The sequence below is a fragment of the Brevundimonas sp. UBA7507 genome (assembly GCF_002478355.1).
Classification (GTDB): domain Bacteria; phylum Pseudomonadota; class Alphaproteobacteria; order Caulobacterales; family Caulobacteraceae; genus Brevundimonas; species Brevundimonas diminuta_D.
Genome location: NZ_DLNP01000008.1, coordinates 149,916 through 170,416, shown reverse-complemented (window position 1 = coordinate 170,416; position 20,501 = coordinate 149,916). Strand labels below are relative to the sequence as shown.

17 protein-coding genes and 1 other RNA gene are annotated in these 20,501 nt (G+C 70.0%); 4 read left to right on the top strand and 14 right to left on the bottom strand.

The window, feature by feature from the left end; all coding sequences use genetic code 11:
* Nucleotides 1-38 precede the first annotated feature (38 nt).
* From B3D50_RS05510 to B3D50_RS05495, 4 genes are all read left to right on the top strand, one after another.
* The gene (locus B3D50_RS05510; RefSeq protein WP_286949973.1) at nucleotides 39-1,586 is read left to right on the top strand and encodes a S10 family peptidase; all 1,548 of its coding nucleotides are present in this window, start codon (nucleotides 39-41) and stop codon (nucleotides 1,584-1,586) included.
* A 669-nt stretch (nucleotides 1,587-2,255) separates the two neighbouring features.
* Entirely contained in the window at nucleotides 2,256-3,284 is a 1,029-nt protein-coding gene (locus tag B3D50_RS05505; protein WP_286949971.1) for an ABC transporter substrate-binding protein, read from the top strand.
* A 65-nt stretch (nucleotides 3,285-3,349) separates the two neighbouring features.
* On the top strand, nucleotides 3,350-4,762 hold the full coding sequence (locus B3D50_RS05500; protein ID WP_286949970.1) for a hypothetical protein: 1,413 nt from the start codon (nucleotides 3,350-3,352) through the stop codon (nucleotides 4,760-4,762).
* Nucleotides 4,759-5,889 carry a DUF2336 domain-containing protein gene (locus tag B3D50_RS05495; protein WP_286949968.1) on the top strand — a complete coding sequence of 377 codons (1,131 nt, stop codon included), beginning with the start codon at nucleotides 4,759-4,761 and terminating at the stop codon, nucleotides 5,887-5,889. The genes B3D50_RS05500 and B3D50_RS05495 overlap by 4 nt, the downstream gene beginning before the upstream one ends.
* A gap of 1 nt (nucleotide 5,890) precedes the next feature.
* Here B3D50_RS05495 and B3D50_RS05490 read toward each other — a convergent pair whose 3' ends face one another.
* The 14 genes from B3D50_RS05490 to B3D50_RS05425 form a co-directional block, all read right to left on the bottom strand.
* Nucleotides 5,891-7,021, bottom strand: a complete 1,131-nt coding sequence (locus B3D50_RS05490) for a mechanosensitive ion channel family protein (RefSeq protein WP_286949966.1) — start codon at nucleotides 7,019-7,021, stop codon at nucleotides 5,891-5,893.
* Nucleotides 7,022-7,086: 65 nt separating this feature from the next.
* On the bottom strand, nucleotides 7,087-8,172 hold the full coding sequence (gene murG, locus B3D50_RS05485; RefSeq protein ID WP_286949965.1) for an undecaprenyldiphospho-muramoylpentapeptide beta-N-acetylglucosaminyltransferase: 1,086 nt from the start codon (nucleotides 8,170-8,172) through the stop codon (nucleotides 7,087-7,089).
* 13 nt (nucleotides 8,173-8,185) lie between these two features.
* Nucleotides 8,186-9,367, bottom strand: coding sequence for a putative lipid II flippase FtsW (gene ftsW, locus B3D50_RS05480; RefSeq protein WP_269299223.1), 1,182 nt, complete (start codon nucleotides 9,365-9,367; stop codon nucleotides 8,186-8,188).
* A complete protein-coding gene (gene murD, locus B3D50_RS05475) occupies nucleotides 9,364-10,761 on the bottom strand; it encodes a UDP-N-acetylmuramoyl-L-alanine--D-glutamate ligase (protein ID WP_286949963.1) in 1,398 nt (465 codons plus the stop codon). Before murD ends, ftsW begins: the two co-directional genes overlap by 4 nt.
* A gap of 4 nt (nucleotides 10,762-10,765) precedes the next feature.
* Complete coding sequence (gene mraY, locus B3D50_RS05470; RefSeq protein WP_286949962.1) at nucleotides 10,766-11,875, bottom strand: phospho-N-acetylmuramoyl-pentapeptide-transferase; 1,110 nt, start codon at nucleotides 11,873-11,875, stop codon at nucleotides 10,766-10,768.
* On the bottom strand, nucleotides 11,875-13,314 hold the full coding sequence (locus B3D50_RS05465) for a UDP-N-acetylmuramoyl-tripeptide--D-alanyl-D-alanine ligase (RefSeq protein WP_286949961.1): 1,440 nt from the start codon (nucleotides 13,312-13,314) through the stop codon (nucleotides 11,875-11,877). Before B3D50_RS05465 ends, mraY begins: the two co-directional genes overlap by 1 nt.
* Nucleotides 13,307-14,767: a UDP-N-acetylmuramoyl-L-alanyl-D-glutamate--2,6-diaminopimelate ligase gene (locus B3D50_RS05460; RefSeq protein WP_286949959.1), complete on the bottom strand. Its 1,461-nt coding sequence runs from the start codon at nucleotides 14,765-14,767 to the stop codon at nucleotides 13,307-13,309. The genes B3D50_RS05465 and B3D50_RS05460 overlap by 8 nt, the downstream gene beginning before the upstream one ends.
* Entirely contained in the window at nucleotides 14,764-16,542 is a 1,779-nt protein-coding gene (locus B3D50_RS05455) for a peptidoglycan D,D-transpeptidase FtsI family protein (RefSeq protein ID WP_375854298.1), read from the bottom strand. Before B3D50_RS05455 ends, B3D50_RS05460 begins: the two co-directional genes overlap by 4 nt.
* The gene (gene ftsL, locus B3D50_RS05450) at nucleotides 16,539-16,937 is read right to left on the bottom strand and encodes a cell division protein FtsL (protein WP_269299213.1); all 399 of its coding nucleotides are present in this window, start codon (nucleotides 16,935-16,937) and stop codon (nucleotides 16,539-16,541) included. Before ftsL ends, B3D50_RS05455 begins: the two co-directional genes overlap by 4 nt.
* A complete protein-coding gene (rsmH, locus tag B3D50_RS05445; RefSeq protein WP_286949958.1) occupies nucleotides 16,934-17,896 on the bottom strand; it encodes a 16S rRNA (cytosine(1402)-N(4))-methyltransferase RsmH in 963 nt (320 codons plus the stop codon). The genes ftsL and rsmH overlap by 4 nt, the downstream gene beginning before the upstream one ends.
* Entirely contained in the window at nucleotides 17,893-18,369 is a 477-nt protein-coding gene (locus B3D50_RS05440) for a division/cell wall cluster transcriptional repressor MraZ (protein WP_286949957.1), read from the bottom strand. Before B3D50_RS05440 ends, rsmH begins: the two co-directional genes overlap by 4 nt.
* 498 nt (nucleotides 18,370-18,867) lie before the next feature.
* Nucleotides 18,868-19,246: RNase P RNA component class A (rnpB, locus tag B3D50_RS05435), an RNA gene on the bottom strand.
* A gap of 79 nt (nucleotides 19,247-19,325) precedes the next feature.
* Nucleotides 19,326-20,087 (bottom strand): N-acetylmuramoyl-L-alanine amidase, encoded by a 762-nt coding sequence (locus B3D50_RS05430; RefSeq protein ID WP_286949955.1) that lies wholly within the window; start codon nucleotides 20,085-20,087, stop codon nucleotides 19,326-19,328.
* 10 nt (nucleotides 20,088-20,097) lie between these two features.
* Nucleotides 20,098-20,421, bottom strand: a complete 324-nt coding sequence (locus tag B3D50_RS05425; protein ID WP_286949954.1) for a hypothetical protein — start codon at nucleotides 20,419-20,421, stop codon at nucleotides 20,098-20,100.
* Nucleotides 20,422-20,501 lie beyond the last annotated feature (80 nt).

Genomic DNA, 20,501 nt, shown 5'->3' with positions numbered 1-20,501 from the left:
TCGAGGGGGAGCCGCGTAGACAAACTGGGGGTTTATCCATGAAGAGACTGCTTGTCGTCGCCGCCTCGGCGCTGGCCCTGGCCGGGCCGGCAATGGCGCAAAACGGGGCGCAGAGCGGGCCTCAGGGCGCGCCGCGCGTCGATGTCGCCGCCGCCGCGAACCGCACCGAAGCCGCCATCCCGCCGCCCGTTATGTCCGAGACCCGCCACACCGGCGTCTTCGGCGGCCAGCGCATCGCCTACCGCGCCCTCGCCGGCGAGACCTATCTGAAGGACAAGGAAGGCAAGCCGCTCGCGGCCATGGTCTCCTACAGCTACATCAAGGAAGGCCCGACGGACCCGAACCGTCCCGTGACCTTCCTGTGGAACGGCGGCCCCGGCTCCGGCTCCCTGTGGCTGCACATGGGCGCCTTCGGGCCCAAGCGCGTGGTCGTGCCGTCGGACGCCCGCGACGACGGCGCCGCGCCCTTCCCCATCATCGACAACGTCGACTCCCTGCTGGACGTCACCGACATCGTCTTCATCGACCCGATCGGCACCGGCTTCAGCCGCGCCCTGGGCAAGACCGACCCGGCCGACTACTGGGGCGTGACCAAGGACGCCAAGTCGATCGCCGAGTTCATCCGCCTGTGGCTGAACGAGCACGGCCGCTGGAACGCGCCGAAATTCATCGGCGGCGAGAGCTACGGCACAACCCGTTCGGCGGCGGTGATCAACGAGCTGGAAGGCAGCTACACCGACGTATCGATCAACGGCATCCTGCTGATCTCCTCGATCCTGGACTTCAGCCTGGCCGCCGACGCCCAGGGCAATGAGCTGGGCTTCGTCACCACCCTGCCCTCGATGGCGGCCGCCGCCTGGTACCACGACAAGGTGCCGAACAAGCCCGCCACGGTCGAGGAATTCGTCGCCGAGGCCCGCGCCTGGGCCATCGGCCCCTACGCCTCGGCCCTGCTGAAGGGCAACGCCCTGCCGGCCGACGAACGCGCGACGATCCTGCAGCAGCTGTCGCGCTACACCGGCATTTCGCAGACCTATCTGAGCAACGCCAACCTGCGCCTGTCGCCCGGCCGCTTCTACAAGGAGCTGCTACGCGATCGCGGTCTGACCATCGGCCGTCTGGACGCCCGCTACACCGGCGTCGACTACGACAACGCCGGCGATCGCCCGGACAACGACCCCAGCTTCTACGGCATCGACGGCGCCTATACCGCCGCCATCAACGCCTGGGCGCGCGAGGGTCTGAAATACTCGCCCGACGTGGTCTATTCCTCGATCGGCGGCACCCGGAACTGGGACTGGAACCTGCCGACGGCCGGGCGTGGCGGGGCGGAGTATCTGAACGTCGCCCCCTACATCGGCCGCGCCCTGCGTGAGAACAGCGGCCTGCGCGTCTGGGTGGGTCAGGGCTACTACGACTTCGCCACGCCCTTCTTCGGCGCCGAATACTCGCTGAACCGTCCGGGCTTCCCGACCGACGGCCGCATCGAGTGGCACTACTACCACTCGGGCCACATGATGTACGTCCGCGACGACGACCTGAAGAAGCTGTCGAACGACATCCGCACCTTCATCCGCGCACGCTGATGATCCGCCGCCATCCGCTCCTGCGAGCGGGTGGCGGTCGCTTTCCTGTGGACAACGCAAGACGCTGATCCGCTTCCGCGAATTTCGTCCACCCACAGATATCCACAGACTTGCCCACCGGGTCCGGGAGTTTTCCGCACAGACGCGCCGATTTGGGCGCTTGCCCAATAATGGATTTCGCGGGAACGTCAACAGGCCGAGGGACACGGCGGCGCGGAAATCCGGGGAGACCCGGAGATCAAGCGGACCGGTCCGGCTCTCTGACCCAGGGTTCCAAGCCTCTTCGGAGGACGCGGAAACACCGACGCAGGGCCCAGGCTCCCGATCCTCTAGCGCCTCGGCGCCAGGATCACGGAGAACCAGGCCGGGATCGACGGACGGCGCGAGGTTCGCCTTGCGGAACGCCGAAGACCAGGGGCCGATGGAATGACAGTCGAACGACGCCGGGTCCGCCCGCCGACGCTAAAGACCGACTTCCGACCCGATAGCGGCCAAGTCCAACCCGGACTTGGCGAGGGGACGCGATCCGCGATCCGACCGGCGACGGTCTGGCTCAAAGGGTTACGTCCCCTCGCTCAATTCCGGCGCATGATTTCCGGGCTGAAATCCCGCCCGGCGACGCCTCGCCGCCTTTCCAAGCGCGGCCCGTCCCCCTACACCCTAGACGTGATGACTCGCGCCCGCCTGCACCGACGCGGCCTGATGGCCGGCGCCCTCGGCCTGACCGCCCTGGGCGTCCTGTCCGCGTGCGGCCGACGCCCCGCCCAGACCGACGAATCCGGCCGGGTGCGCCTGCGGGTCGCGGCGGGCGGCCCGGCCGGCGCCCTGCACGGCGGCTTCTACCAGGCGGTCGCGACCGGAGCCTATGAGCGGCGCGGCCTCAACGTCGAGATTCTGGCCGGGCCGTCAGGCGCCGACATCCCCGCCCTGCTGGCCGCCAGCGCGGTCGAACTGGCCGTCGGCCGCGACAGCTTCCTGCCCCTGCGGCTGATCGCCGACCGGGCGCCGGTCAAGGCCGTGGCCGCCTTCCTGCAGAAAGACCCCGTCGTCCTGCTGGCCCATCCGGGTCAGGAGCTGGAGGATCTGACCGTCCTGCGCGGCCGCCGCATCCTGATGGAGCCGGGCGACCAGACCGGCTTCTGGACCTGGCTGCGCGCCCGCTTCGACCTGACGCCCGACCAGGCGCAGGCCGGCGCCCCCGAGGACAATCTGAAGGCCTTCCGCGAGGATCGCCAAAGCGTGCTGATCGCCCGCCTGACCGACGGCGCGCCTAGCCTGATCGCGCGCGAGGTCGGCTTCCAGCCCCTGGTCCTGACCCCGGCCGGGGACGGCTATCCCTCCTATTCCGGCCTGGTGCTGGCGCCCAACGCCTTCGCCCGCGACAACGCCCAGGCCCTGCGCGACTTCATCGCCGCCTCGGTCGAGGGCTGGCGCGACTATGTCCACGGCGACGGCGCCAAGGGCGACGCCCTGATCCGTCGCGCCCGTCCTGACCTGCCCCAGCGCGTGCTGGACGCCGCCCGCGCTTCGCTGCGCGCCCAGGCCATGGTCGACGGCGGCGATGCGGCCCTCTATGGCCTGGGGGCCATGACCCCCGAACGCTGGCAGGCCTTCGCCGAACAGACCCAGGACGCCTATCCCGCCGCCCCCGACTGGCGCGAGGCCTTCACCAGCCAGTATCTGCCCTCGCGCGGCTAAGCCTGTCCGACGTTAGGCGCGGATTAAGCCGCACCGCCTAGGCTGCCCGGCTGAACGTCTTCACCTTGCACGAGGCGCCGGTGCCGCGCATCCCGACCATTGCCGTCCTTCTGCCCGCGCTCGGCGCCTCGACGGCCGCCCTGGCGCAGGCCGCGCCGTGGGCGCCGCCCCAGGCCCAAACGCAGGCCCAGACGCCCTACCCGCCCGCCGCCTATGATCGCCGGCTGTCCTGGCCGGGCCGCGCCCAGGCCCATCCGTCCAGCCAGACGGCCCCCGCCTATCCGGCCGCGCCCGCCGACGGTTTCGCCCCGCCGCAGGAAGCGGCCTACTTCGCGCCGCCCGCGGCTCAGACCGTCGCCCGTCCGGCCGTCATCCCGCACGGCGGCTATCCGTGGCGCGCCGGCGCGCCGGGCTACAACCGTCAGCTGACGCCCGCCCAGGCCTGGGGCGCGCTGTCGCCGATCCCGGCTCCGCCGTCGTCGGCCAACGCCCTGACGCCCGCCCCCGACTTCCGGCCCGTGACCAACCATCCCGATGCGACCTGGGGCCCCTACGTCTCGCCCCCGGCCCAGCAGCCCGCGCACACATACTCGCCGCCGGCGCCGTATCAGCCGACCTATCAGCCCGCGCCCTGGACGCGTCAGCCTCTCTCGGTCCCGCGCCAGCCCGTCGCGCCGCCGCCTTCGGGCGAGGCCCCCGCGCCCTACGTCCCCGAGCCTCAGCCGATAGAGCGCGCTCCGGCGCCTGGCCACGTTCCCTGGACGCGCGCCCAGCCCCAGGCGCAACCCGCGCCCCCGCCGTCCGTCCAGCGCACGCCGCTGCCCGAACCGGCGCCGATGCCTATGCCCGAGCCTGTGCGGCCGATGCCGACGCCGCCCGCGCCAGCCCAGCCCATCCCGGTCCCGCCCGCCCCGCGCGCCGTCGCGCCCCAACCGGCCCCGCAACCCGCTCCTGAGCCGGTCCGGCAGCTCTCGCCTGTTCCCGAACGCATTCCTGAGCGCGTCCCCGCGCCGCCCGTCCAGCCTGCGCCGCAACCGACGCCTTCGCCCGCCCCGACCCCGACTCCGGCCCCCGTTCCGGCCGACCCGGCCTTCGACCCGATGGCCCCCCGCCGCGACGCGCCGATCTTCCAGTTGCAGCGCAACACCCCCCAGCCGCCCGCTGCGACGCCCGCGCCCGCTCCGGCTCAGGGTCAGGCGCCCGCAGTCCCAATGCCCCAACCCGCGCCTCAGCCCGTGTCCAATGACGCCCCGTCCCAGGGCAGCGCCCGCTACTATTCCGTCCACCGCCAGGCGGGCCGCCAGCCGGACGCCACGCCCCTGCCTGCGCCCAACTATCTGGACGCCATGCCGGTCGAGCTGAACGAGACGCCGTCCTCCGACGACCTGGCCCAGCCGCCCGAGCCGCCCGCCGTGATGCGCGACGCCCAGGGCCGCCTGCGCGCCGCCCCGCTGGCTGATGACCCGATGCTGCCATGAGCGACGGCGCCGCCCCCTCCCCCTCCGTCGCTTCCCCGGCCGAGACCGGCTCGCGCCTGCCTGACCTGATCGCCCTGGCGCAGGAGGAGTCCAGCCCCAAGCGCCGCGCCCTGCTGCGTGAGCTGACCGACTGCTTCTTCGGAGCCGCCGAGCGCACGGAGACCGAGACCGCCCTATACGGTGCCGTTCTGTCCGACCTGACCGACGCCATGGAGACGGCCGTGCGCGCCGAGCTGGCCGAACGGTTCGCCCAGTCGCCGGACGCCCCGCATCAGCTGATCCGCCGCCTGGCCAATGACGAGGCCGAGACCGTCGCCGCCCCCGTCCTCACCGCCTCCCCGGTGCTGACCGAGGCCGATCTGATCGGCGTGGTGCGCTCGCGCGGTCAGGGCCATATGCGCGCCGTCAGCCGCCGCGCCGCCGTGTCCGAGGCCGTGTCCGACGCCATCGTCGAGCGGGGCGACGACGAGACCTTGGGCGTGCTTCTGGGCAACGAAGGCGCCGCCCTGTCGCGCGCCGCGACCGAAACCGCCGTCGAGCGCGCCCGCGCCAACCCGGCCCTGCACGCGGTCACGGTCGAGCGCGCCAGCCTGCCGCCCGACCTGCTGAACGACCTCTATTTCGACGTCGAGGCCCGGCTGCGTCAGCGCATCCTGGAGCAGAACGCCCGCATGGACCCGGCCCTGCTGGAAAGCGCCCTGGCCGCGGGCCGCACGCGCGTCGCCGCCGAGGACGGCGCCCTGCCCGCCGACTACGCCGAGAGCCTGGCCTATGTCGAGGAACTGCGCGCCGCCGGTCAGCTGACGCCCCAGGTGTTGGCCCGCTTCCTGCGCTCGGGCGGCCAGACCGCCTTCCTGATCGCCCTGTCGCAACTGGCCGACGTCGACTTCCACACCGCCCGCCAGATCATCGAGCGCCGCGAGCTGGACGCCCTGGCCGTCATCTGCAAGGCGGCGGACCTGGATCGCGCCCTGTTCCTGACCTACGCCGTGGTGCTGCTGAACACCGACGACAACGCCATGGGCAAGGCCCGCGCCTATGCCGGGATGTACAACGAACTGACGCGCGAGGCGGCCCTGCGGACCCTGCGCTTCTGGCGCGCCCGCAAGGCCATGCAGGCGGCCTGATCTACTCGTCGTAGCCGGTGGGGCGCGGCGCCGGGCGACGGCGCTCGCGGTCGAAATCCATCCGGTCGCGCGGAAGGGCCTCGGGGCATTCGTCGCGCATGAAGGCCAGCATCTTCTCGCGCACCTCGGCCCTCAGGTCGAAGGCGACCGAGGCGTTGCGCGCGCTGGTCAGGCAGCGCACCTGGGCCGTCCGCTCGGTGACGTCAGTGACCTGCAACGCCACCACGTCGCCGTCCCAGTGCGGCGAGGCGTGAGCGATCTGCTCCAGCTTGATCCGCAGCCGGTCGATGGGCGCCTCGTAATCCACATAGAGGAAGGACACGCCGATCAGGCGCGAATCCTCGCGCGTCCAGTTCTGGAACGGCTTCTGGATGAAGTAGGTCAGCGGCAGGACCATGCGCCGCCAGTCCCACAACTTGACCACCACATAGGTCGAGGTGATCTCCTCCACCCGGCCCCACTCGCCCTCGACGATGACGGCGTCGTCCAGGCGGATCGGCTGGGCGGTGGCGATCTGGATGCCCGCGATCAGATTGGTCAGGAAGGGTTGCAGCGCCAGACCGGCGACGATGCCGACCACCCCCGCCGAGGCCAGCAGCGACAGCCCCCACTGACGCACGCCGGGAATGGTCAGCAGCGCCAGCCCCAGGGTGATCAGGGCGATCAGGATGGCCGCGACCCGTTGCAGGATGCGCGTCTGGGTGACGTGCTTGCGGGCGTAGAGGTTGTCCTCCGCCTCCATGTTGAACTTCTTCAGGTGGACGATGGCGCCCATGTCCACCGCCCCCGCCAGCATCCAGCCGCACACCAGGATGAAGCCGAACAGCAGGCTGCGCCGGATGAACAGCGACGGTTCGGGGTCCAGCGGCGACACGGTGACGGCCAGGGCCAGGGCGATGATCATCACCGCGATCCGCACCTTCAGCCGGGCGCGCTTCAGCATCCCCTTCCAGAACTCGTCGCGATTGCGCACCGCCAGCTTCAGCAGGGCGAAGACCACCTGATTGGCCGCCCAGCCGATGAAGACGAAGACCACGGTGATGATTGAGATCACCGCCCATTCCGGCAGCCAGTGAAACTGACGCCAGAGCGCGAAGATGGTGTTGGTCAGGTCGGTCACGAACTGGGGCATGAGCGGAGGTTAGACGGCCCAAACAGCCACGTCATCCCGCTTCCCTCTCCCCGCCGGGAGAGGGTTCAGGAGGCCGCCTTCTCCACCAGGTCCGCCAACCGTTGCGCCGCATCGGGAATCGCCACGGACCGCGCCGACGACGACATGGCCGCCAGCCCCGCCGGATCGGCCAGAATCGCGGTCAGCGCCGCCGTCAGACTCTCGACCGTCAGGTCGTCCTCGGCGATCACCTTCGCCGCGCCCGCCTCAGACAGGGCCCGCGCGTTCAGGGTTTGATGGTCGTCCATGGCGATCTTCAGCGGGATCAGCACCGACGGCAGGGCCGCCACCGCCAGCTCCGAACAGGTCGAGGCCCCGGCCCGCCCGATCACCAAATGCGCCTTCGACAGCCGATCCGCCATGTCGCGGAAGAAGGGGGCGACCTCAGCCTCGATCCCGGCGTCGAGGTAGATCTGGCGCGCGGTCTCCAGCGTCTCAGGCCGCGACTGCTGCTGCACCTTCAGACGGTTGCGGATGGCCTCAGGCAGGGCCGCCAGCGCGCGCGGCGTCGTCTCGGACAGGATGCGGGCGCCCTGGCTGCCGCCCGTCACCAGCACATGGATCGGCCCGCCGTCGACCGGCGCGGCATAGGCCCGGTCGAACAGGGCGCGGATGTCCGGCCGCACCGGATTGCCGACCAGCTGGACGCGGCTCTTCACCTTGTCCGGAGCCCGGCCCAGCGTCGGGAAGGCTGCCGCGATGACGCCCACGCTGGGCGCCAGATAGCGGTTGGTACGGCCCAGCACCGCGTTCTGTTCATGGATCACGGTCGGACGACGCGTCGTCACCGCCGCCAGCAGGGCCGGCGCCGACGGATAGCCGCCGAAGCCCACCACCACGTCCGCGCCCGTGCGCTGGAACGCCGCCTTGGCCTGACCGACGCCCTTCAGGATCGCCAGCCCGGCCTTCATCAGGCCGATCGGGCCGCGCCCGGTCGCCGCGTCCAGCGCCAGCCGCTCGTCGGCGGGGAAGGCGTGGGCGTACTGCTCGCCGCGCCTGTCGGTGGCCAGCACCACGCGCCAGCCGCGCGCCGCCATCTCGCGGGCCAGCGCCTCGGCGGGGAACATATGGCCGCCGGTGCCCCCGGCGACGACGACGCAGACCTTGGTCATGAGCTGTACTCTCTTACGGCAGCAGGCGGCGACGCGGGTTGACGTTCGACCCCAGTTCATAGGCGCCCGGACGACGCCGGGTCAGGGCCAGGGCGAAGCCCATCGTCAGCCCCATGGCCATCATGGACGACCCGCCATAGCTGATGAAGGGCAGGGTCATCCCCTTGGTCGGGATCAGGTTCAGGTTCACCGCGATGTTGATGCAGGCCTGCAGCCCGATCAGCATGAACAGCCCCGCCGCCGCCGTCTGTTCGAAGGAGTCGTTCAGCTTCATCGCCTTGCGCATCCCGCGAATGACGATGAAGGCGTAAAGGCCGATCATGATCAGCGACAGCACCAGGCCGAATTCCTCGGCCCCGACGGAATAGATGAAGTCGGTGTGCAGGTCGGGGACGTGGCGCTTCATCACCCCCTCGCCGATGCCGCGCCCGACCAGACCCCCGGCGCGGATCGCCTCGGACGCGCGGTCGATCTGGTGGGTGTCGGTCGTCTCGGGCGACAGGAAGCGGCTCAGGCGGTCGCGCATGTGGCTGAACATGAAATACAGCGACACCACACCGCCTGCGCCGACCGCCGCCAGGGCCGCCACCCATTTCAGCGGCACCCCGGCCATGAAGAAGACGGCCATGAAGGTCGTGGTGATCAACAGGGTCTGGCCGATGTCCGGCTGGATCAGCAGCAGGCCCACCGTCAGCGCCCACAGGCCGAAGGCGATGCTGACGCCGGGCACGCCCTCGCCCTTCTGGGCCTCGGCGAACATCCAGGCGGCGAAGACGATCAGGCCCGGTTTGGCGAACTCGGACGGCTGCAGGCTGAACGGCCCCAGATTGATCCAGCGCGCCGCCCCCTTCACCGTGTCGCCGATGAAGGGCAGGGCCGCCATGACCACGATGGCGCAGACCAACGCCAGCACCGCGATCCGCCGCACCCCGCGCGGCGACAGCAGCGAGGCGCTCAGCATGGCGATCAGCCCCATGGTCGAGAAGACCATCATCCGCCACGAATAGTGGAAGGGATCGCTGATCGATTCATCGGCCAGGATCGCCGCCGGGCTGGAAGCGAAGCTCAACGCCACGCCCAGCCCCACCAGCGTCAGCGCCGCGCCCAGCAGGCCGCGATCCACCGTCCAGAACCAGCGCGCGATCAGGCTCTGGTCGTTGCGCGAAAAGGGATGGCTGTAGCTGTTGTGGGTCATGCGGCGGGCTCCGGCCGTGCGCCCAGGGCCAGGACGGCGGCGCGGAACGCCTCGCCCCGGACCTCGAAATCGGGGAACTGATCGAAGCTGGCGCAGGCGGGCGACAGCAGCACCACCTGCTCGCCCCCGGCCGCAGCCGCATCGGCGGCGGCCAGTTCGACGGCCCGCTCCATCGTATGGGCGACGACGTGCGAGGTGTCGGCCAGGGTGACGGCGAAGGCGTCGGCGGCCTCGCCGATCAGATAGGCCTTGGTCACGCGCGGGAAGAGGTCGCGCAAGGTTTCGATGCCGCCGTCCTTGGCCTTGCCCCCCGCGATCCAGAAGACGGACGGGTAGGACGCCAGCGCCTGCCGCGCCGCATCGGCGTTGGTCGCCTTGGAATCGTTGATGAAGCGCACGGCGCCGAGACGGCCCACAGCCTCCATCCGGTGCGACAGGCCGGGGAAGGTCAGCAGGCCCTCGACCGCCGCTTCGTGTGGCACGCCCAGCGCTCGCGCTGTGGCGTAGGCGAAAGCCGCGTTCTGGGCGTTGTGGCGACCGGGCAAGGACCGCGCGGCGGAGAGGTCGGCGATGACTTGACCATTGACGCTCAACCGGCCCGGCGCCGCCTCAAACCCTTCTCCCCTTGTGGGAGAAGGAATAGTCAGAACCGTCTCGACCCGCCGCCCCTGCGCGCGCAGGTCCGCGGCAGCCTTACGGCCCCATTCTTCATCCACGCCGACCAGCGCCAGCGCCTCAATCCCCTGCGCCTGGAAGATCCGGCGCTTGGCCGCGACATAGCCCTCCATCCCGCCGTGACGATCCAGATGGTCCGGCGACACATTGGTCAGGATCGCCACATCCGGCGCGAAGCCCGTCGTCAGATCCAGCTGATAGGACGACACCTCGATCACATAGACCGCATCCGCCGTCGGCTCCGGCAGGGCCAGCACGCCGATGCCGATATTGCCGCCGATGTGGACGCTGAGGCCCGCCTGCTTCAGCACCCAGCCGATCAGGGCCGTGGTCGTCGACTTGCCGTTGGTGCCGGTAATGGCGACCACGCGCGGCCGCTCGCGCGGCGGCAGGGCGGCCAGCGCCCGCGCGAACAACTCCACATCGCCGATGACCGGCACGCCCGCCTCATGAGCGCGCTCGACGGTCCAGTGCGGCTTCGGATGGGTCAGCGGCGCGCCCGGCGACAGCACCAGGGCGGCGACCCCGGACCAATCGGCGCGGGTCAGATCCTCGACCACGAAGCCCTCGGCCTCGGCCTGCATCCGGCCCGAGACGCCGTCGTCCCACAGCACGGGGATCGCGCCCCCGGCCTGAAGCGCGCGCGCCGCCGTAATCCCCGACCGTCCCAGGCCGAAGACCGCAACGCGACGCCCCTCGAAGCCGGGAACGGGGATCATCGGATCAACGCAGCTTCAGCGTGGCCAGGCCGGCCAGGGCCAGCATGGCGGCGACGATCCAGAAGCGGATCACCACGGTCGATTCCGGCCAGCCCATCTTCTCGAAATGGTGGTGGATCGGCGCCATCAGGAAGATGCGCTTGCCCGTCAGCTTGAAGTAGCCGACCTGGATCATCACCGAGGCCGCCTCGACCACGAACAGGCCGCCGACGATGCCCAGCACCAGCTCGTGCTTGGTCGCCACGGCCATCGAGCCCAGAGCGCCGCCCAGAGCCAGCGAGCCGGTGTCGCCCATGAAGATCTTGGCCGGCGGCGCGTTGTACCAGAGGAAGCCCATGCCCCCGCCGATGATGGCGGCGCAGAAGATGGCCAGCTCGCCCGCGCCGGGCACATGGTGGACCTGCAGATAGTCCGCGAACAGGAAGTTGCCGACCAGATAGCTGATGATGCCGAAGGCGCCCGCCGCCATCATCACCGGCACGATGGCCAGGCCGTCCAGCCCGTCCGTCAGGTTCACCGCGTTCGAGAAGCCGATGATGGTGAAGGCCGCAAAGGCCACATAGAACCAGCCGATGTTCAGCAGCACCGCCTTCAGGAAGGGGAAGGCGATCGAGGTCTCAAGCCCCGGCGAGGTCGGCGACTGGGTCATCCACAGCACGGTCAGCACGCCTGCGATCACGGCCACGACCGTTTGGGCCAGCAACTTCTGCTTGGACGTCAGCCCGGCCGAGGTCTGCTTCGTCACCTTGGCGTAATCGTCGATGAAGCCCAGCACGCCGAAGGCCGCCGTCACGCCCGAGACAATCCAGATATAGGGGTTGGTCAGGTCGCCCCACAGCAGAACGGCCACGCCGATGCCCGCCAGGATCATCAGCCCGCCCATGGTCGGGGTGCCGACCTTGGACAGGTGGGACACCGGGCCGTCGTCGCGGATCGGCTGGCCCCGGCCCTGCTTGGCGCGGATCCAGTTGATGAAGCGGCTGCCCATCGCCACCGCCACGATCATGGCCGTGGCCATGGCCAGGGCAACGCGCACCGTCTGATACTGGATCAGGTGGAGCAGCGGATATTCCTGCGCGATGTCCGCGTAATAGAGATAGAGCAGATAGAACATCAGGCGGACTTCCCTTGGGCCTCGGCGACGACGCGCGCCTCTTGTTCGGCCACGCCGAGATTTGCAAGCGCGGCCGCGACCAGCGAGGCCTTCGACCCGTTCGAACCCTTGACCATGACCGCATCGCCCGGCTGGATCAGGGTCGCTGCCTCGGCGGCCAGTTCGGCGGCCGTCTCGCGCCACTCGCCGCGCAGCGCAGGCGGCAGCGCCTCATGCAGCAGGCGCATCTGCGGCCCGGCCGTATGCACGACATCCAGACCAGCGGCGACGATGGCGGGGGCCAACCCCTCGTGCAGGGCGCGGCTGTGCTCGCCCAGCTCCAGCATGTCGGTCAGCACCACGACCCGGCGACCGCCCGGCCCCACCGGCTTGGCGCCCAGGCTGACGAAGCCCGCCTTCATCGACAGCGGATTGGCGTTATAGCTCTCGTCGATCAGGGTGAACGTCCCGCCGGGAAAGGCGACCGTCTTCATCTGTCCGCGCCCGGCCAGCGGCTGGAACCCCGCCAAGGCTTGCAAGGCCGTATCCAGCGACACGTCCAGCGCCTGCAGCATCAGGATGACGCACAGGCTGTTCAGCCCCCAGTGCACGCCTGATTGCGCGAGGCGATATTCGATGCGCCGTCCGTCCAGCTCGGCCCTTACGGTCGCGCCCTCGCTATCGGCGACGAAGTCCAGCAGGCGCGCGTCGCAGCCCGCATCATGGCCGAAGGTCCGCACCACGGCCCCGGCCTTCTCCGCCCCCTGACGCACGATGTCGGCATGGGCGTCGGCGGCGTTGACCACGGCGATCCCGCCCGGCGCCAGCCCCTCGAAGATGGCGGCCTTTTCGCGCGCCACGCCCGCCTCGCCGTCGGCGAAGGCTTCGATATGCACCGGCCCGACCGTGGTGACGCAGGCGGCGTGCGGGCGCACGAACTGCGACAGCGGCCCGATCTCGCCCGGATGATTCATGCCGATCTCGAACACGGCGCGGTCCGTGCCCTGGGGCATGCGCGCCAGCGTCAGCGGCACGCCGATATGGTTGTTGTAGCTCTTGATCGAGGCGTGGCTAGATCCCGCCAGATCAAGGCCCGCCTTGATCGCCTGGGTCACGCTGGTCTTGCCGACGCTGCCGGTGACGGCGCCGCGCAGTCGGGCGCGATCGCGGGCGGCGACGCCCAGCGCCTCCAGCCCCTTCAGGGTGTCGGGAACCAGAACGTAAGACCCGCCCTCGACCGGCCGGTCGACCAGGGCGACCGTCGCGCCCGCCGCAAAGGCGGCCTCGGCGAACTCATGCCCGTCGCGCGCGCCGTGCAGGGCCAGGAACAGGTCGCCCGGCTGGATCTCGCGGCTGTTGTAGGTCAGGCCCGAGACTTCAGCGTCGGGTCCATAAAGCCGTCCTCCGGTCGCCGAGGCGATGGCTTCGGCGGTCCAGAGCGGCGTGTGTGCGTCAGGCATGGTCTTTCAGGGCTTCGGTCGCTTCGGCGGCGTCGTCGAAGGGATGCACCACCCCGCCGACGATCTGTCCCTGTTCATGCCCTTTTCCGGCGATCACGACCACATCTCCTTCACGCATCAGGGAGACGGCGTGGCGGATGGCCTCGCGGCGATCGCCGATCTCCAGCGCGTCGGGGCAGCCGGCGCGCACCTGGGCGCGGATAGCGGCGGGGTCTTCGGAACGCGGATTGTCGTCGGTGACGATGGCCGTATCGGCCAAACGCCCGGCGATCTCGCCCATCAGGGGACGCTTAGCCCGGTCGCGATCGCCGCCCGCGCCAAAGACGACGATCAGCTTGCCCGTCGCGTGCGGCCGCAGGGCGTTCAGCACCGTCTCCAGCCCGTCGGGGGTGTGGGCGTAGTCGACATAGACCTCGCCGCCGCGCCCAGCTTCGCCGGGGATGCGTTGCAGGCGGCCTTGGGCGCCCTGGATCAGCTCCAGCGCCGGGATCACGCGGTCCGGGTCTTCTCCGCCGGCGATGCACAGGCCCGCCGCCACCAGGGCGTTGGACGCCTGGAACGCCCCGGCCAGCGGCAGCAGGATGTCATGCACCCGGCCGCGCACGTCGAGGGTCAGGCGCTGGCCCTCCGGCGTCGCGCGGCGCGCCAGCAGGGTCAGGTCGCGGCCGCGCTCGCCCACGCCCATCACGCCCAGGCCGGCCATGATCGAGGCCGAGGCGAAGGCCGAATAGGCGTCGGAATCCGCGTTCAGCACCGCCGTGCGGCCGCGCGGCAGCAGGGCCTCGAACAGGCGCATCTTGGCGGCGCGGTAGTCCTCCATCGTGCCGTGATAGTCGAGGTGGTCCTGGGTCAGATTGGTGAAGCCCGCCGCCTTGATCGCCACTCCGTCCAGACGCCGCTGGTCGATGCCGTGGGATGAGGCCTCGAGCGCCAGGTGCGTCACCTCCTTGCGGGCCAGTTCGGCCAGCAGGCGCGCGGCCTCGGCGGCGTCGGGGCTGGTCAGGCCGGGGCCGGTCAGGGCGTAGGTCTTGTCGCCCTTCTGGCCGACGACGCCCAGGGTGCCCATGCTGGCCGACTTCAGGCCGAGCCCTGCCCAGATCTGGCGGCAGAAGTTGGCGACCGAGGTCTTGCCGTTGGTGCCCGTGATCGCGACGCAGGTGCGCGGCTGGGCGCCGTAGAAGGCGCGCGCGGCGATGGCGTAGGCCCGGTGCACATCACCCGATCCGACCAGAACCGGCGCCGCGCCCGCGGGCGTGTCCGACGGCGCCAGCACGGCCGCCGCGCCTTTCGCCAGGGCCTGCGGTATGAAGGCGCGGCCGTCGGCCTGCGTCCCCGGCAGGGCGACGAACAGGGCGCCGGGCACGACCTGACGGCTGTCGGCGGTGACGGCGGTGATCTCCGGGTCCGAGGCCACGTCCCGGCGCAGCAGTTCGGAAAGGCGCAGCTGGCTCATCGGCCGTCGCCCTCCACGTCCTGGAACTCGGGGATCTTTTCGCCCAGGGCGGTGGACCAGCGGTCGGCCTTGCGCTCGACGCCCAGGAAGCCGGCGATGCGGTCGGCGATGCGGCCCACGGCGGGCGCGGCGACATAGCCGCCCGTGCGCGGATAGACGCCCGGCTCGTCCATCAGGACGAAGACGGTGTAGCGCTTGGCGTCCACCGGTCCGTCGGCGGGGAAGACCCCGGCGAAGGAGCCGACGGCCACCGCCGGATTATAGCGTCCGTTGACCAGCTTGTTGGCCGAACCCGTCTTGCCGCCCATGCGCAGACCCGGCGCATCGGCGAACCGGCCCGAACCGCGCGTGACGTTGCGGCGCATCAGGTCAATCATGTTGGCCGAGGTTTCCGGCGAAATGACCTGATGCGTCTGGGCGTTCGGACGGCCGCCCTTGCGCAGGGTCGGCGGCACATAGCGCCCGCCGTTCACCAGCGCGCCATAGGCGGACACATACTGGATCGGCGTGACCATGATGCCGTAGCCGAAGGACAGCGACGCCAGGGTGCTGTCGTCCCACTTGCGGACCTTGGGCGGGGCGGCCGATTCCTTCAGCTCGATCGGGGCGGCGTCCAGCAGGCCCAGACGGCGGAAATAGTCGCGCATCACATCGCCGCCCATCTCGACCGCCAGCCGCGAGGTGCCGATGTTGGACGAATGCAGATAAACCTCCTCCAGCGTCAGCACCTTGTTGGTGGCGTGGAAGTCGGTGATGCGGCGCTTGCCGATCTGCAGCGCCTGGGAGGCGTCGAACAGGGTGTTCATGTCGGCCCGGCCGGTGTCGATCCCGGCGGCGACGGTGAAGCTCTTGAACACCGAACCCATCTCATAGTGGGCCGAGACGACGCGGTTCAGCGTGGCCTCTTCCGGCGCGGCGTTGCGGCGGTTGGCGTCATAGGTCGGCCACGAGGCCATCGCCAGGATCTCGCCGGTCTGCACGTCGGCGACCACGGCGACGGCGCCCTTGGCCTTGTGCTCCTCTGCGGCGATGGCCAGCTCGTTCTCGACCACGCCCTGGACCCGCAGGTCGATGGACAGGGGGAAGTCCTCGCTGGCGGCGCCCGCCGCGCGGATCTCCTGGTCGAAGGCCAGCTCGGCGCCCGCGACGCCCTGGCCGCCCGTGTCCGAACGACCGATCAGGTGCACGGCCGAGCTTCCCAGCGGATAGACGCGACGGTCTTCCGGCTCGAACGTCACTCCGCCCAGGGCCAGGGCGTGGACCGCCCGACGCTCGGACGGCGTCAGGCCGTTCAGGGCGATCAGACGGCGCTCGCCGCTCATCACCCGGTCCAGACGCGCAGCCGAAATGCGCGGCAGGGCGCGGCGCAGCTGGGCCTTGGCCGCCGGAATGTCCCAGACCTCGCGCGGGTCGATGTAGAGGCCGTAGTGGGTGATGTTGGTCGCCAGCAGTTGGCCGTTGCGATCCACCAGATCGGCGCGCGTCAGGGCGCCGGGATGGAAGCCCGCCCCCGCCCCGCGCGCAGGCGCCAGCAGGGCCGCGTGCGCCGCGCCCAGGGCCAGGCAGGCGAAGACGGCGCAGAAGGCCGCCATGATCAGGAAGATGCGGACGCGGGTGTCTTCTTCCGGGCGGGCGTCGGCGCGGGCGCGCTCGAACGAATGCTCCAGATTCCAGACGATCGAGGCGACCCAGCGCCCCCAGGCCGAAACGGCGCCGCCGAAAGTCGCCTGCGGGCGGCCGCGATAGCCCATGCCGTGATGGTCATGCACGCTCATTGCACGGCCCCCGCAGCAGGCGCCGCAGATGCAGCGACGGGCGCGGCGGCGGGCTTTTCAGCCGGCGGCGGCGCGATCGCGGGCAGGGCCGCCTCGCCCGCCTGCTTCTTCACATCGACCGGACCCAGGCCGATCTCGCGCGACAGGGCCTCCAGCCGCGCGGGCTGCTCCAGCCGCGTGACCTCGGCGCGCAGCAGACGCACCCGCTCGCGGTTTTCGCGAATATCACGCTCGATGCGGCTGATCTCAGCGCTTTCGCGGGCGGCGGCCGCCTTGGCGATATAGACCGAGAAGACCAGCGCCAGAACGCAGGCCACGCCGATGATCTCGACGCAGCGCACGCCGCGCACCTTCCACTCGAACAAGCGCTTCACGGGAACGGGCATGGCGATCATGCGCCCCTCCCCTTCATCGCGCCCCAGGCCGGGGCGTCCGTCCGCACGGCCGCGCGGATCTTGGCCGAGCGGGCGCGGGGGTTGGCGGCCAGTTCGGCCTCGCCCGCCTCGCGCGCACCCTTGAACAGCAGGTCGAAGCTGGGCTTGCGCGTCTCGACCGCGACCGGCGCATGGCGCGATCCGCCCGGCGCATTGCCCGTGCGCTCGGTCAGGAAGGCCTTGACCATGCGATCTTCCAGCGAATGGAAGGTGACGACGACCAGCCGACCGCCCGGCGCTAGCGTCGCCTCGGCCGCCTCCAACCCGCGCTCCAGCTCGCCCAGCTCGTCATTGACGGCGATGCGCAGGGCCTGAAACACCCGCGTGGCCGGATGAATGGCGGCGCCGCGACGCCCGCCCAGAGCCTTTTCCACCACCTCGGCCAGATCCAGCGTGCGGGTGAACGGCTGCTCGACCCGGCGGCGCAGGATGGCGGTGGCGACCCGGCCCGACTGGCGTTCGTCGCCATACAGCTTGAATATATGGGCCAGCGGCCCGTGATCCCAGGTGTTGACGATGTCGGCGGCGGTCGCGCCCTCATCGCTCATCCGCATGTCCAGCGGGCCGTCGCGCGTGAAGGAAAAGCCGCGCTCGGCCTGATCCAGCTGCATGGACGAGACGCCGATGTCGAAGACCGCGCCGTCCAGCTTCGCCTTGCCGCTCTCCTCGAACGCCTCGGCCAGACCGGAAAACGGCGTGCGGATCAGCTGGAAGCGGTCAGGGAAATCGCGCGCCACGGCCTCGGCGAACGGCCGCACCGTCGGGTCGCGGTCCAACGCCACCACATCCGCCCCGCGCTCCAGAATGGCGCGCGTATAGCCGCCCGCGCCGAAGGTGGCGTCGATGATCACGTCGCCCGGCTTGGGCGCCAGCGCCTCGATCACCTCGGCCAGCAGGACGGGGGCGTGCGGAGAGGTCATGCCGCCCCTCCCGTCTTCGCCGCCATCGTTTGGCGACGCATCTCGCCGAATTGCTTCAGGCCCTCGCGCGCCATGCGGCGCTGCTCGGCGCGGTGGGCGGCCCACTTGTCCTTGTTCCAGATCTGGAAACGCTCGCCGACGCCGTAGATGACGACCGTGTCGGACAGGTCGACCTCGGCGCACAGATGCTCCGGCAGGGTGATGCGCCCGCCCGAGTCATAGGCCAGCGGCTTCTGCTCGCCGAAGATCGAAGCCTCCAGCGCCGAGCGGTAGGGATCGCCGAACGGCAGGCTTTCGATCACCGCGCGATATTCGGCGAACAGCTTGTCGCCGCCCGCTTCCAGGCAATCGGCTTCGATGGAGGGAAAGCAGAAGACGCCGTGCTCGGCGCCGTTTTCAGCCGTGCGGAATTCCTGAGGGATCAGGAGACGGCGCTTGCCGTCCAGCTGCTTCTCGTAGGTCGAGAGAAACACGCCCTGCCCTATCGAACCCTGCGGCCCGTCCCTGAAATCCGTTGAAGAAAGCCCACGCGTCGGGCTTTCAGCCCCTACTCATGAGCTATTGGGATAGCATGGGACTGAATGGGCCTCAATGGGATTAGTTGACGCCCTTTAACCTAATTTGCGGTTCGATCAGCGTCGTCGAGACTGTAAAATCAGAACATACACAGAACAAAATGAGTATTCACAGCCTGTGGACGGGTTCTAACGCCTTGATTTCAACGGAATGGTTAATGAGCATCCCTCTCCCGATGGGAGAGGGGTTGAGCCTCCAAGAGCGTAGCGATTGGCAAGGCGAAAGGGTGAGGGTTCGCGGCTGAAGTCGGCCGAAGGCCGTGGCTGAGCGTCAACACGACGGCTTACGCCGACTGACAGGACAAGCCCCTCACCCTTTCGCGCAAGAACGATCGCTGACGCTCTCGTGCGCTCAACCCCTCTCCCGCCGGGAGAGGGTCCGTTGTCCCTGAAATAAACACCAGACGGCCTGTAAGCCGGGTTCTGTTCCGCCCGAAAGCGGCGACGATCATTCCTCTGGGCCGCCCATTGCTGGACGGCTCTCGCGACCTACCCGGACGCCTGGGGCGGTGAGCCCTGCGGAGCGAGCCCCGCGCGACGTCCCTATTTGGTCTTGCTCCAGGCGGGGCTTGCCGTGCCGTCGACGTTGCCGCCGACGCGGTGGGCTCTTACCCCACCCTTTCACCCTTCCCTGAGCCGAAGCCCAGGCGGTTTGCTTTCTGTGGCGCTATCCCTCGGGTCACCCCGGGCGGGCGTTACCCGCCGCCTTTTCACCGTGGAGCCCGGACTTTCCTCGACAGGAGCAAGCCCCCGCCGCGACCGCCCGGCCGTCTGGCGAGCGCTAGATGCGCGCGAATGGGCGGAAGGTCAATGCGGATGAACAGCCCCTCTCCCGGTGGGAGAGGGTCATGTTTTTAATCCAGCACGCCCGTCACGCTCTCGACCGAAGCCAGTTGCAGCAGGCCGACCAGACGCGCCCGCGTCTCGCCGTCGGCGATCCCGTCGACGCGATCGGGCCGCCAGTGTCGCTGGAAGGCCTCGACCGTCAGGCGGGTTTCCTCGTCATAGGCTCCGCCCGGCTGCACCCCATAGCCCAGTCGGTGCAGGCCCGAGCGCAGGACGATGACGCCCAGCCCTTCGTCGCCCGGCGACAGGGACGCGCCCAGGGCGCCGATGCGTTCGGGCGCCGGGTCGAACCACAGGCCGTGCCCCGCCTCGGCCAGACGCTTCCACGGAAACAGCTCGCCGGGATCCTGCTTGCGCTCGGGCGCCAGGTCGGAATGGGCGATGATGCGGGCGTCAGGGATGGACCAGCGGGTGCGGATGTCCGCCGTCAGGGCGATCACCGCCTCGATCTGCAGCTCGGGGAAGGGACGATAGCCGAACTCATGGCCCGGATTGACGATCTCGATGCCGATGGAGGCGGCGTTGACGTCGGTCTCGCCCTGCCAGGCGCCGCGTCCGGCGTGCCAGGCCCGACGCTCTTCCGGCACCAGACGCAGGATGGAGCCGTCCTCGTCGACGACATAGTGGGCCGAGACCTTGGCCTCTGGGTCGCGCAGGCGAGCGATCGCCTCCTCGGCGGTCTCCATGCCGGTGTAGTGCAGCACCAGAATGTCCGGCGGGCCGCGCCGGGCGTCGAAGTTCGGGGACGGCGCGTCGGTGAAGGCGATCATGAGGGGCCGATCAGCGCCCTTCCTTTTCCCAGCCGTAGGCCACCCAGGTGTCGCCGACCTTCTTGGCGTCGATGACGCTGTCGTCGCGACGACGGCGGGCGCTCATGGCGCGGCGGGCGCGCAGGGCGAAACCGGCGAAGAAAACCAGCACCCCGCCGACGACGGCGATCATGGCCACGGCGGCGGCGGTGAAGACGGCCAGCAGGGCGCCGACCGTCACGGCCAGGGCGGTGGCGATCAGGCCCGCGACCCAGACGAAGGGCGCCAGCAGGCCGGAACCGGGCCGACGGCGCGCGTTGAAACCCAGCTGGCCCATCGGGTCGGAGTTGATCATGAACTCAAAGCCTCTCTCAGCGTCCTGATGAACGCCTGAAGCGCAATGTCGGTCCATCGACCTGAACGGTCAATGCACTG